We start from the raw sequence: 12,300 nt of genomic DNA on the forward strand, positions 1-12,300 counted from the left end.
AGAATAAATTATCTAGATGCGAAAGTCCAGTTCAGATCTCCGACCACATCCGCAGCAGGTTGTGATAATGCCCGGTCAGGCCGACCGTTTCCTCGGTATCGCCAAGGCGGGCGCGCAGGCGAACGATGGTCTGGTCGAGTTCGAGCAGCATGGCGCGGCGGCCATCGTCGCGCACCATGCTTTGCACCCAGAAAAAGGAGCAGACGCGGCTGCCGCGCGTGACCGGCTCGACTTTGTGCACACTGGACGAAGGGTAGACGATCATGTCGCCTGCCGGCAATTTGACTTCATGCACGCCGTAAGTATCGTTGATGATCAGTTCGCCGCCATCGTAGTCCTCGGGCTCGCACAGGAACACGGTGCACGACAGGTCGGTGCGCAGCGGCAAGGCGCTGCCAGCCACGTTGCGCACGGCGCCGTCCACGTGGGCGCCGTAGTGTTCGCCGCCGGTGTAGCGGTTGAACAGCGGCGGCACGGTGCGCAGGGGCAGGGCGGCGGCGAAGTAGAGGGGATTGGTGGCCAGGGCCGCGAGGATGATGCTGCCCAGTTCAGTAGCAACGGGGCCGTTGTCGGGCAGTTGCTGGTTGTGCTTGACCTGCGCGCCCTGGGCGCCGACGGTGGCGCGGCCGTCGGTCCAGTCGGCGTTATCGAGAGCCAGGCGCATGGCGGCGACCTGGTCGGGACTGAGCACGTGGGGAATATGGAGCATCATGGCAATAAAATGGTGGCGAAGAAAGTGGAAAGCCAAACACCGTCATGCCTGCCAGTGGCGGACATGACGGTGTTCGACGATGCCGGTACTGCGTTTAGAAGCGGAAGTTTGCCGTCAGACTCGCCGAGCGTGGCGCGCCCGGCGTATAGCGATAACCGCTCTTGTTAATCTGCGCAATGTACTCCTTGTCCGCCAGGTTGTACACGTTCAGCTGCACGTCCAGGTTCTTGCTCACAGAGTACGACGCCATCGCATCGACCACCCAGTACGCATCGGCATACGCGGGCGTGCCGACCGCGCCATCGGTGCCGCGCAGCAGCTTGCCGACATAACGCGCGCCGCCGCCCACTTTCAGGCCCATCGGCAGGGTGTACGAGGTCCACGAGGTGAACGCATCTTTCGGCGTGTAGTTCAGGCTATTGATCCCGCTGGCGGTCACGACCTTGCCGTTGCTCACTTCGGTATCCATGCGGGCGTAGCCGGCGCTGACCAGCCAGTTGCGCGCCACTTCACCCGTCACGCCCAGTTCGATCCCTTTGACCTGCTTGCGCCCGGTCTGGTAGTAGACCAGGTCCACCGGATCTTGCTCGAGCTCGTTCTTGACCGTGGTGCGGTACAGCGCCGCCGTGACCGACAGCTTTTGCTTGAGGAAATCCCACTTGGTGCCGATTTCGGTCGTGGTCGATTGCTGCGCATTGTATTTCGGGTTCGATGCGCTGTTGGCCGACGCCGACAAGGCCATGTTGGTCCCCGGCGGGTTCTTCGACGTCGCCAGCAACGCGTACACGCTGCTGTCGGCAGTCGGCTTGTACAGCGCCGACACCTTGCCGTTACCCACCGTGTCGCTCAGCTTGAGCGTGGTCGGCAGCAGGGTGCCCACTGGCAGCGCCGGATTGGCGGCGGCGGTCGACAGGCTGGTCGCGTTGTAGTTCACGTTGAAGTGGTCCATGCGGCCGCCCACGTTGAAGATCCACTTCTCGCCCAGCTTGATGGTATCGAACAGGTACACGCTCTGGGTGTCGACCTTGGAGTTGGTGCTCACGCCATTGCGCACCAGGTTCAGGCCGCTGATCGGCGAAGCCGGATTGGGCGCGTACAGCGAGTCGACCGTCATCGTGCCCGCGCCAAGGTAGCCGTAGGTGCTCTGTTCTTCGCTGGTCAGTTCCAGCCCGCCCACGAAGGTGTGCTTCATGCCGCCCAGCTCCAGGCCCACCGTGGCCACGCTCTGGTTGGTGAGGATCGAATTGGTCTGGTCCTTGACGGTGCGGTTGCCGCGCGTGATGGTCCAGCTGGACGGATCGTTCGGGTTCGGCGTTTTCAGGTTGACGCTGTTGCCCATGAACGCGGTCAGCAGGTAATCCTGCGACGTCTTGCCGTAGCGCGTCGTGTTCTGCAGCTTGACGTTCGGCGAGAAATCATGCTCGACCTTGGCGGTGAACATGTCGGCCGTGACTTCGTCGTAGTCGGTCGTGGAACCGTAGAAGTTGCCCGGATCGACGCGCGGCGCGCTGGTCAGGAAGGTGCGCGCGTCCGGGCTCTTGTAGCCCGGCAGGCCGATGGTCGGCACGCCGCCGTTGGGAACGTTGTCCTGTTTCACATGCAGGTAGTTCAGGTAGGCGCGGGTCGGGCTGTTCAGGCCGAATGCGATCGAAGGCGCCAGCGCCCAGCGCTGGTCCTTGACGACATCGCGCCCCGCAACGCCACTGTCCTGGGCCAGCGCGTTCAGGCGCAGGGCGATGCCTTTTTCGGCGCTCAGCACCTGGGCGTAATCGACCGTGGCGCGCTTTTGCTTGCCGCTGCCGGCGATCACCGAGCCGGTCGTGCCGGACTCCATCACCGCCTGCTTGGTGACCATGTTGACCGATCCGGTCGGCGACGCGCGCCCGGTGTCGGTGCCGGCCGGACCCTTGAGCACGTCGAGCTGTTCGACGTTGAACACGTCGCGCGAAATCGAGCCGATGTCGCGCACGCCATCGACAAAAATGCTGGTCGACGAATCGAAGCCGCGCATGTAGATGCTGTCGCCGGTGGTCGTGTTGCCGTTTTCCCCGAGGAAGAAGGCGCCCACGCCGGGCGTGTTGCGCAGCGCTTCGGTCAGGGTCACCGCGCCTTGCTGCTGGATCAGTTCTTTCTTGATGACGCTGACCGATTGCGCGGTGTTGATCAGCAGTTCGGTGTATTTCGGCGACGCGGCGCGTTCGGCCTTGAAGTCGTTGGTGGTTTCTTCGCCGGTTTTGCTGACGACCTGGACTTCCGGCAGGGTGCGCGCCTGAGGAGCGTCGGCAGCAGCGTGGGCGGCCACCGGCACCAGCAGCGCGGCAAGCGCGACGCTCATGTGTTGATTGAAACGGGATTGCGCGTGCTTGCGGCTTTTGATCGGTGCCATCTGCTTCTCTTCTTCGACGTAGGGTGGGCGCCGGCGCCTGAACATGCGCACCGGTGGGCATAAATTGCCAACAACCTAGTCATTCTAGGAGAAATGTAAAACCATGTAAATGAGAATCGTTATCAACACTATTCTCATTCTTATTTGACAAACGGGGCAAAAGTATGCGATGCGCATATTTACGGACGTGAAAATTGGCGTCAGTACACGTCACGCCTGTAGCGGCCGCTCTCGTTCAGCATGGCCAGCGTGTCGCCGCCGAGCACCGTGTCAAGGGTTGCGTGCACCGCTCCGGCCATGCCTTGCAGACTGCCGCAGACGTAGATGGCCGCGCCCGCATCCACCCACGCGCGCAGCTGCGCGGCTTGCGCCTCGAGTGCGTGCTGGACGTAGCGCGCGCTGTCGCCATCGCGCGAAAACGTCAGGCTGAGAGTGTCGAGCATGCCGGCCTGCCGCCATTGCGCGATATCGGCGGCGCAGAAGTGGTCATGCGCTTCATTGCGTTCGCCGAAGATCAGCCAGTTGCGCGCCTCGCCCGCATCGGCGCGGCTTTTCAGGTGCGCGCGCAGGCCGGCGATGCCGGTGCCGTTGCCGATCAAAATCAGCGCGCGGCCGGCGTTCTCGCCGATGCGAAAGCGCTTGTGCTGGCGCACGCGCAGCAGCACCGCATCGCCTTCCTGCGCCTCGCGGCACAGCCAGCCGGACGCCAGTCCCAGGCTGCCGTCGTCGCGCACGTGCAAGCGCACCAGCAGCGACAGGCAGCCTTCGGCCATGGTCGAGGCAATCGAATACTCGCGCGGATAATCCGGCTCGCCCGGCGCGCTCACCTGTACCAGGTCGCCCGCTTCCCAGTCGGGCAAGTCGCCAGCGGCGGGCCGCAGGTCGATGCGGTACACCGGCGCGCCCGCGCTGCCCGGGTTGAGCAGGTGGCGCGCGGCGATGCGCCAGTGGCCGTACGCCGGCGCGCTCCAGTCGGGGGCGTCGCTGGTGCCCGCAAGGTGGCTCAGGTGATGCTGCCAGGCGTCGATGGCGGCGGCACGCCCGCGGTCCACCTCCACCCGCTCGAACAGCGCCTGCGCGCCGCGTGTCCGCAAGGCGTCATCGAGGCGGCGTCCGAAGCCGCAGTAATTGGCGTAGCTGCTGTCGCCCAGCGCCAGCACGGCGTAATGCAACTGGTCCAGCGCAAGATCGGCCTGGTCGAGCAGGCGAGCCAGGCGCGCCGCGCTGTCGGGCGCGTCGCCCTCGCCATAGGTGCTGGCGATGAACAGGATGCGCGCGGTGCCGCGCAAGGTGGCGTCATCCAAGTGCTCGACGCTGATCGCGCGCGCCGACAGGCCGCCTGTGCGCAGGGTCGCCACGGTATGCGCGGCCAGCGCTTCGCCGGTGCCGGTCTGGCTGGCGTAGGCCACCAGCCAGTCGGCGTTGCCGGCATCGACCTCCCGGCGCAGGCCGCGGCGCGCGCGCAGCAGCGCCAGGCACATGCCCGCGTAGGCCGCCACGGCGACAGCGGCACCGCCCCAGCGCACCGGATCGACGCTGATCATCATTGCAGCAGTTCCCGATAAGCGCTGGAGACGACTTCGCGCAGGCCGCCGCTATGCCGCAGCAGAAAGCGCGCGGCCAGGTGCCGGCTTTCGGCGAAGGCCAGGCCCTGGTCCGGGCCGAGCACCGACAGCGCGGTCGAGAGCGCATCGGCCGCCATGCATTCGGCGTGCAGCACGGTGACCGAGGCCACGTCGTTGCGGATCGGCGTGCCGGTGCGCGGGTCGAGCGTGTGCGAGGCGCGCCGGCCGCCATGCTCGAAGTAGCGCCGGTAGTCGCCGGAGGTGGCAATGGCCAGCCCGTGCAGCGCCACCGTGGTCTGGCCTGCGCCGCCGCCGGCGTCCGGCACGCCTTCCAGCGCGACCCACCACGGCTGGCCGTCGGCCTTGGTGCCGGCGCCGCGCAGTTCGCCGCCGATTTCAACCAGGTAGTGATGCAAACCCTGCGCTTCCAGGCAGCGCGCCAGCAGGTCGACCGCGTAACCCTTGGCCACCGACGACAGGTCGATCCGCACGCCGCCCGGCTGCAGCGCGCGCCGGCTGCTCGCGTCGAGCCGCAGGCGCTGGCGGTCGCCGCGCGCCACGATGGCCGTGCTGGCAGCCGGCAGCGGCGCGTAAAAATTGGCTTCGTTGTAGCGCTGGCGGGCGCCGAAACCCCAGGCGTCGACCAGCGCGCCGGCGCACGGATCGTAGGCGCCGCCGCTGGCCTCGGCCACCTCCAGCGCGTAGCTGAGCACCGTGAAAAATTCATCCGGCAGGCGATGCCAGTTGCCCGCCGGGGCGCTGTTAAAGCGGCTCAGATTCGAGTCGCGTTCCCAGTGGCTCATTTGCGCCACCACCAGGTCGAGCTGGCGCTGCAGGTCCTCCAGCAAGGCCGCACGGGCGCCGCCTGGGGCCATCACGCGCGCCGACCAGCTGGTGCCCATGGTGCTGCCGCCAAGCTCGTGCAGCGTGCTTGCGCGCGGCGGCAGGGCCGGCGCGATCGCGAGGGGGACGAGAACGTGGCGTCGCATCTGCTCTGGCTTACTCTGGCAGCACTTCGAGCGTGGCGGCGTAGCTGTAGCGGCGCGTCACCGCCGGTGCATCGGCGGGAGCCGGGCCTTTCGGCTGGGCGGCCGGAAAGCCGGCGTTGAGCCAGTACATGCCTGGCGCCGGCAAGGTCACCGCCACTTCGCCCTTGGCGTCGGTCTCCAGGCGCACTTCACCGAGCACGCCGCGATAGCGCACCCCGCCCGGAATCAGGCTGAAGGCGAACTTCGGCAGCGGCTTGCCATCGAGCTGGAAGCGCCACTTGGCCGTTTCGCCCGCGCGCAGGTCGGTCGGATTGGTCAGCGGGATCATCTCCAGCCCCACGCCGCTCGGTTTGAAGGCGCCGTCGCTGGTCTTGTTGGCGCTCACGAAGGTCTCCAGGCGCTGGTGGGCGTAGGTGGTTTTCAGTTCTTGCGCGTCGGCCGGCACTTCCTTGGCAAAGGCTTCCTCGCTGCCGCGGAAACGCTTGGGTTCTCCGGCCTTGTCCTTATAGCTGGCCATCACGTTGCGGTTGACGATGCTGATCTTGTAGGTGCCGTTCTTGGTCATCTTCAGGTCGAACGTACTGCGCTGCTTGCCCATGTAGCCGGCCGGCGCCGGGGTGCTCACGCCATCGGGGTCGGTGACGGTGGCGCCATCGAGCTTGAGGGCCACGTGGTCGACGTCGAACAAGCCTTCCGAAATGGCGCCGTCGATGGTCACCCACGGCTCCTTCGATTCGACCATTGTCGACTGCGGGTACAGCCAGCCGCGGTGCGCGGAGGCGCTCAGGGAAACGGCGGCCAGGGCCAGCGCGAGCAGGGTTTTGTTCATCATTGTGTTGGTCATGGTGTGGCAATCAAGGGGTGATCTGGAGGGAAACCGCGCCAAGTTCTTCCTTGCCGCGCGCACTGAACGTTTGCTTGCCCTTGAGCGGCAGCGTGAAGGGCACGCGTACCAGTTCGCGGCCGCCCGATTCGCGCGCCGCTTCGATCACCAGCTTGTAGTCGCCGGCCGGCAGCTTGTCGATGCCGGTACGGGCCGGGCCGAAGCTGATGGTCTGCTCGCCGGCCGGGCGCGTGGCGCCGCTCACGCCATCGATCGGCAGTTCCACGTCGCGCCCGGCCTTGCGCCACCAGGTGCGCAGGTCCTTGACCCATTTGGTGCCGCCGTTGTCCTTTTTCTTGACGTCGTACAGCACCGACAGGTTGGCCGCCACGCTCTGGTCGGCGCGTTCGAGCCACATCGCCACGTAAGGACGGTGATATTCGGCCACGTTCAGTTGCGGGATCTCGAACTTGACGGCCAGGTCGGCGCCGACGGCCCAGCTGCTCAGCATGGGAAGGGTAAGGGCAAGCGTGTGCTGTAGTTTCATGGGGGGCCTTATGGACGGGTGAATTTAATGGGTAAACAGAAGGGCAAGCAGCAGCGGCAGCAGGATGCCGGCGCCGATCACCGGCCAGGTGGACGGGCGGTTGGCCGCGTGCAGTTTCATGATCAGGAAACCGGTGAGCGAAAACACCACGCAGGCAACCGCGAAAATATCGATGAACCAGCTCCACACCGGGCCGGCGTTGCGGCCCTTGTGCAGATCGTTGAGCCAGGAAACCATGCCGCGGTCGGTCTTCTCGAATTCGGCGGCGCCGTCGACGGCGATGCGCAGCCAGGCGTCGCCGCCGGGGCGGGGCAGGGCGACGTAGGCGTCTTCCTCAGTCCATTCGGCCTCGATGGCGCCCACGTCCAGGCCGAATTCGCGGTCGGCCCAGCTGGCCACGCGCGGCGGCAGCGGGGCGCGCGCGTCGGCGTGCTTGATCGCGAACTGCTCCAGGTCGCGCCGCAGCGGCGCGGGCAGGGTTGCCTTGCGGTTGCTGGTGACCGGCTTGGCTTCGATCTGGGTGGCGTGGTTGAGCGTGATCCCGGTAATGCTGAACAGCAGCATGCCCATCAGGCACAAAGCCGAGCTGATCCAGTGCCAGCGGTGCAGGTTCTTCAGCCAGGCGGCGCGGCTGGCGCTGGGGAGCGTGGCAGGGGAGGACATCGGGTGCTTCCGTCAACGAACTAAACGCAAATGATAACTATTATCATTTGCTCGGTCAATGGACTGATTCCGGATTTACAATACGCAACAATCGCTTGTTTTAAAAGTGGAAGACCAGATATGGGTATTGAGATAGCACAGAAAACCGTCTTGCTAACTAACCATAAAATTGTGCCGTGTCAATTTCTTAGCGGCCAAGTCGTGGTTTTGTTATCGCCCAATACAAAAAGATGATTGGCAACTTTTTTCGTAAGATGGAATGTTACGCTACAATACGCGTGCTATTCTTCCGACGTCGTAAGAATGCTGCGAGCTTTACAAGTCCTTCCCCACAACTTGATGTGCAATCCGCTAACCGGTCAGGCCGTGTCGCGGAAGGTTAGATTAACCCGCCAAACTCGCGAAGCGCGAAGAAAGGTGAGCAAGATGATGCAAGAACAAACCGCGAACTCCTATTTGTTCGGTGGTAACGCGCCGTACGTTGAAGAGCTGTACGAGGCCTACCTCGACAATCCAGGCTCGGTGCCAGACAACTGGCGCGCCTATTTCGACTCCATGCAGAACGTCCCTGCAGTCGACGGCTCCAACAAACCCGACGTAGCCCACGCTTCCGTCATCGCCTCGTTCGCCGAGCGCGCCAAGGCCGGCCCGATCCGTGTCGTGACCGCCTCGCACGATCCTGAAATGGGCCGCAAGCGCGTCGCCGTCACCCAGCTGATCGCCGCGTACCGCTATCTGGGCTCCCAGTGGGCCAACCTGGACCCGCTGCAGCGCCAGGAACGCCCGATGATCCCGGAACTCGATCCGGCGTTCTACGGCTTCACCGATGCCGACATGGACATCGTGTTCAACATCAGCAATACCTACTTCGGCCCTGAAACCGCGTCCCTGCGCGACCTGCTGAACATGCTGCGCGATACCTACTGCCGTTCGATCGGCGCCGAATTCATGTACATCGGCGATCCGGCGGAAAAGCGCTGGCTGCAGGAAAAGCTCGAAGCGATCCGCTCGACCCCGAACTTCACGGCCGAGAAAAAAGCCCACATCCTCGAGCGCCTCACGGCCGCCGAAGGCCTGGAGCGCTATCTGCACACCAAATACGTCGGCGCCAAGCGCTTCTCGCTGGAAGGCTCCGAGTCCTTCATCGCGTCGATCGACGAAACCATCCAGCGGGCCGGCGAAAAAGGCGTGCAGGAGATCGTTATCGGCATGGCCCATCGCGGCCGCCTGAACGTGCTGGTGAACACCCTGGGCAAGTCGCCCCAGGAACTGTTCGAGGAATTCGAAGGCAAGCACGGCGACGACCTGCCATCGGGCGACGTCAAGTACCACCAGGGTTTTTCGAGCGACATCGCCACCGCCGGCGGTCCGGTTCACCTGTCGCTGGCCTTCAACCCGTCCCACCTCGAAATCGTCAATCCGGTCGTCGAAGGCTCGGTCAAGGCGCGCATGGAGCGTCGCGGCGACAAGGATGGCGCGCAAGTGCTGCCGATCCTGGTGCACGGCGATGCGGCCTTTGCCGGCCAGGGCGTGGTCATGGAAACGCTGAACCTTGCGCAAACCCGCGGCTACGGCACGGGCGGCACGGTGCACATCGTGATCAACAACCAGATCGGCTTCACCACGTCCGACCCGCGCGATGCGCGTTCGACCCTGTACTGCTCGGACGTCGTCAAGATGATCGAAGCACCGGTGCTGCACGTGAACGGCGACGATCCTGAAGCGGTCGTGCTGGCGACGCAAATCGCGCTCGACTACCGCGTCCAGTTCAAGAAAGACGTCGTGGTCGACATCATCTGCTACCGCAAGCTCGGTCACAACGAGCAGGATACCCCGGCGCTGACCCAGCCGCTGATGTACAAGAAAATCGGCCAGCATCCGGGCACCCGCAAGCTGTACGCGGACAAACTGATCGCCCAGGGCACCCTCGCGGCCGACGGCGGCGACAAGATGGTGTCGGCTTACCGCGACGCCATGGACGCCGGCAAGCACACGATCGATCCGGTCATCTCGAACTTCAAGAACAAGTACGCGGTCGACTGGCTGCCGTTCCTGAACCGCAAATGGACCGACAGTGCCGACACCGCCGTGCCGATGACGGAACTCAAACGCCTGGCCACCCGCATCACCACCGTGCCGGAAGACTTCAAGGTCCACTCGCTGGTCGAAAAAGTGCTGGCCGACCGCGCCTCCATGGGCCGCGGTGAACTGAACCTGGACTGGGGCATGGGCGAGCATCTCGCTTACGCTTCGCTGGTCTCGTCCGGCTACGCCATCCGCCTGTCGGGCCAGGATGCCGGCCGCGGTACCTTTACCCACCGCCACGCCGTGCTGCACGATCAGAACCGCGAGCGCTGGGATGCTGGCAGCTATGTCCCGCTGTGCAATGTATCGGAAAGCCAGGCGCCGTTCGTCGTCATCGACTCGGTGCTGTCGGAAGAAGCGGTACTCGCGTTCGAATACGGTTACTCGACCGCCGAGCCGAACACCCTGACCATCTGGGAAGCCCAGTTCGGCGACTTCGCCAACGGCGCCCAGGTCGTGATCGACCAGTTCATCGCGTCCGGCGAAGTCAAATGGGGCCGCGCTTCGGGTCTGGTCATGATGCTGCCGCACGGTTACGAAGGCCAAGGGCCGGAGCACTCGTCGGCGCGTCCTGAACGCTTCCTGCAGCTGTGCGCGGACAACAACATGCAAGTGGTGCAGCCAACCACCGGCGCCCAGATTTTCCACCTGCTGCGCCGCCAGATGGTGCGCCAGTTCCGCAAACCGCTGGTCATCCTGACGCCGAAGTCGCTGCTGCGTAACAAGGACGCCAGCTCGCCGCTGACCGACCTGGCCAAGGGCGCCTTCCACACCGTCATCGGTGAAGTCGACGAGAAAATCGACGCCAAGAAGGTCAAGCGCGTGATCGCCTGCTCGGGCAAGGTCTATTACGACCTGGTGAACGCCCGCAAGACACGCGGCCAGAGCGACACCGCCATCATCCGTGTCGAACAGCTGTATCCGTTCCCGCACAAGTCGTTCGCGGCTGAACTGAAAAAGTTCCCGAACGCGACCGAAGTGGTGTGGACCCAGGATGAGCCGCAGAATCAGGGACCATGGTTCCAGATCCAGCACAACATCTTTGAAAGCCTCGAATCGGGCCAGCGCCTGGCGTATGCGGGCCGTCCGGCTTCGGCCTCGCCTGCGGTCGGTTACGCCGACAAGCACAACGCGCAGCAGAAGGAATTGCTGGAGACGGCGTTCGCGAAGCTCAAGGGTTTCATCCTGACCAAATAATGACGGTGCGCCCCGGCAGCTGAGGGGCGCCGCAAAAAACAATACACGGAGTTTTACATGGCACAAATCGAAGTCAAAGTCCCAGTTCTGTCGGAATCGGTAGCAGAAGCGACCCTGCTGTCGTGGCACAAGAAAGTCGGCGAGCCAGTCTCGCGCGACGAAAACATGATCGATATCGAAACCGACAAGGTCGTGCTCGAACTGCCTGCGCCGAACGCCGGCATCATCACCCAGATCCTCAAGGGCGACGGCAGCACCGTCGTCGCCGGCGAAGTCATCGCCATCATCGATACCGAAGCCGCCGCCCAGGTCAGCCCGCTGCAAGTGTCGTCGGCGCCGGTGCAGCCCGCGCCAGCGGCCGCCGATCCGGTTGCCGCCGCCATCGGCGCCATCGCCTCGAAAGCGAATGTGGCCATGCCTGCCGCCGCCAAGCTGCTGGCCGATAACAACCTGAGCACGTCCGACGTTGCCGGCAGCGGCCGCGATGGCCGTGTCACCAAGGGCGACGTGCTCGGTGCGGTTGCGGGTGGCGTCAAGCCGGCGGCACCAGCCCCTTTGGCCGCGCCAGCCGCGCCGGCGAAAGCACCGCTGCAGCAAGTGGCCGCGCCAAGCGCCGCCAACCTGGGCGAGCGTCCGGAAGAGCGCGTGCCGATGAGCCGCCTGCGCGCCCGTATCGCCGAGCGCCTGGTGATGTCGCAGTCGACCAACGCCATCCTGACCACGTTCAATGAAGTGAACATGCAGCCGGTGATCGACCTGCGCAACAAGTACAAGGACAAGTTCGAGAAAGAGCACGGCGTCAAGCTGGGCTTCATGTCCTTCTTCGTCAAGGCCGCTGTCGCCGCGCTGAAAAAGTACCCGATCATCAACGCCTCGGTCGACGGTAACGACATCGTGTACCACGGCTACTTCGACATCGGCATCGCGGTCGGTTCGCCACGCGGCCTGGTGGTGCCGATCCTGCGCAACGCCGACCAGATGAGCATTGCCGAAATTGAGAAGAAGATCGGTGAATTCGGCCAGAAAGCCAAGGAAGGCAAGCTGACCCTGGAAGACCTGACCGGCGGCACGTTCTCGATCTCGAACGGCGGCACCTTCGGCTCCATGCTGTCGACCCCGATCATCAACCCGCCGCAGTCGGCCATCCTGGGCGTGCACGCGACCAAGGACCGCGCCGTCGTCGAAAACGGGCTCGTTGTGGTGCGTCCGATGAACTACCTGGCGATGTCGTACGATCACCGCATCATCGACGGCCGCGAAGCCGTCCTGGGCCTGGTCACGATGAAGGAAACGCTGGAAGATCCTGCGCGCCTGCTGCTGGACCTGTAAGCAC

9 protein-coding genes are annotated in these 12,300 nt (G+C 64.4%); 2 read left to right on the forward strand and 7 right to left on the reverse strand.

The window, feature by feature from the left end; all coding sequences use genetic code 11:
• Positions 1-31 precede the first annotated feature (31 nt).
• The 7 genes from RBA40_RS00325 to RBA40_RS00355 form a co-directional block, all read right to left on the reverse strand.
• On the reverse strand, positions 32-712 hold the full coding sequence (locus RBA40_RS00325) for a Fe2+-dependent dioxygenase (protein WP_306645034.1): 681 nt from the start codon (positions 710-712) through the stop codon (positions 32-34).
• A gap of 94 nt (positions 713-806) precedes the next feature.
• Positions 807-3,098: a catecholate siderophore receptor Fiu gene (locus tag RBA40_RS00330; RefSeq protein ID WP_306645036.1), complete on the reverse strand. Its 2,292-nt coding sequence runs from the start codon at positions 3,096-3,098 to the stop codon at positions 807-809.
• Positions 3,099-3,298: 200 nt separating this feature from the next.
• Positions 3,299-4,645, reverse strand: a complete 1,347-nt coding sequence (locus RBA40_RS00335) for a sulfite reductase subunit alpha (protein WP_306645038.1) — start codon at positions 4,643-4,645, stop codon at positions 3,299-3,301.
• Entirely contained in the window at positions 4,642-5,652 is a 1,011-nt protein-coding gene (locus RBA40_RS00340) for an FAD:protein FMN transferase (protein ID WP_306645040.1), read from the reverse strand. Before RBA40_RS00340 ends, RBA40_RS00335 begins: the two co-directional genes overlap by 4 nt.
• Before the next feature lie 10 nt (positions 5,653-5,662).
• Entirely contained in the window at positions 5,663-6,484 is an 822-nt protein-coding gene (locus tag RBA40_RS00345; RefSeq protein ID WP_306645042.1) for a DUF4198 domain-containing protein, read from the reverse strand.
• Positions 6,485-6,506: 22 nt separating this feature from the next.
• Entirely contained in the window at positions 6,507-7,022 is a 516-nt protein-coding gene (locus tag RBA40_RS00350) for a DUF2271 domain-containing protein (protein ID WP_306645043.1), read from the reverse strand.
• A 24-nt stretch (positions 7,023-7,046) separates the two neighbouring features.
• Entirely contained in the window at positions 7,047-7,685 is a 639-nt protein-coding gene (locus tag RBA40_RS00355) for a PepSY-associated TM helix domain-containing protein (RefSeq protein WP_306645045.1), read from the reverse strand.
• 426 nt (positions 7,686-8,111) lie between these two features.
• On the opposite strand from RBA40_RS00355, the gene RBA40_RS00360 reads away from it, so the two are divergent.
• Both RBA40_RS00360 and odhB read left to right on the forward strand, forming a co-directional pair.
• On the forward strand, positions 8,112-10,967 hold the full coding sequence (locus tag RBA40_RS00360; protein WP_306645046.1) for a 2-oxoglutarate dehydrogenase E1 component: 2,856 nt from the start codon (positions 8,112-8,114) through the stop codon (positions 10,965-10,967).
• A gap of 57 nt (positions 10,968-11,024) precedes the next feature.
• A complete protein-coding gene (gene odhB / locus RBA40_RS00365) occupies positions 11,025-12,296 on the forward strand; it encodes a 2-oxoglutarate dehydrogenase complex dihydrolipoyllysine-residue succinyltransferase (protein ID WP_306645048.1) in 1,272 nt (423 codons plus the stop codon).
• The last annotated feature ends 4 nt before the right edge of the window (positions 12,297-12,300 follow it).

This window comes from Massilia pseudoviolaceinigra (assembly GCF_030846505.1).
In the GTDB taxonomy this organism is placed as follows: domain Bacteria; phylum Pseudomonadota; class Gammaproteobacteria; order Burkholderiales; family Burkholderiaceae_D; genus Telluria_A; species Telluria_A violaceinigra.

Bases quoted from the DNA above. Each gene is read 5' to 3' on its own strand.
- RBA40_RS00325 (WP_306645034.1), bottom strand. From the start codon at position 712: ATGATGCTCCATATTCCCCACGTGCTCAGTCCCGACCAGGTCGCCGCC.
- RBA40_RS00350 (WP_306645043.1), bottom strand. From the start codon at position 7,022: ATGAAACTACAGCACACGCTTGCCCTTACCCTTCCCATGCTGAGCAGC.
- RBA40_RS00355 (WP_306645045.1), bottom strand. From the start codon at position 7,685: ATGTCCTCCCCTGCCACGCTCCCCAGCGCCAGCCGCGCCGCCTGGCTG.
- RBA40_RS00360 (WP_306645046.1), top strand. From the start codon at position 8,112: ATGATGCAAGAACAAACCGCGAACTCCTATTTGTTCGGTGGTAACGCG.
- RBA40_RS00335 (WP_306645038.1), bottom strand. From the start codon at position 4,645: ATGATGATCAGCGTCGATCCGGTGCGCTGGGGCGGTGCCGCTGTCGCC.
- odhB (WP_306645048.1), top strand. From the start codon at position 11,025: ATGGCACAAATCGAAGTCAAAGTCCCAGTTCTGTCGGAATCGGTAGCA.
- RBA40_RS00340 (WP_306645040.1), bottom strand. From the start codon at position 5,652: ATGCGACGCCACGTTCTCGTCCCCCTCGCGATCGCGCCGGCCCTGCCG.
- RBA40_RS00345 (WP_306645042.1), bottom strand. From the start codon at position 6,484: ATGATGAACAAAACCCTGCTCGCGCTGGCCCTGGCCGCCGTTTCCCTG.
- RBA40_RS00330 (WP_306645036.1), bottom strand. From the start codon at position 3,098: ATGGCACCGATCAAAAGCCGCAAGCACGCGCAATCCCGTTTCAATCAA.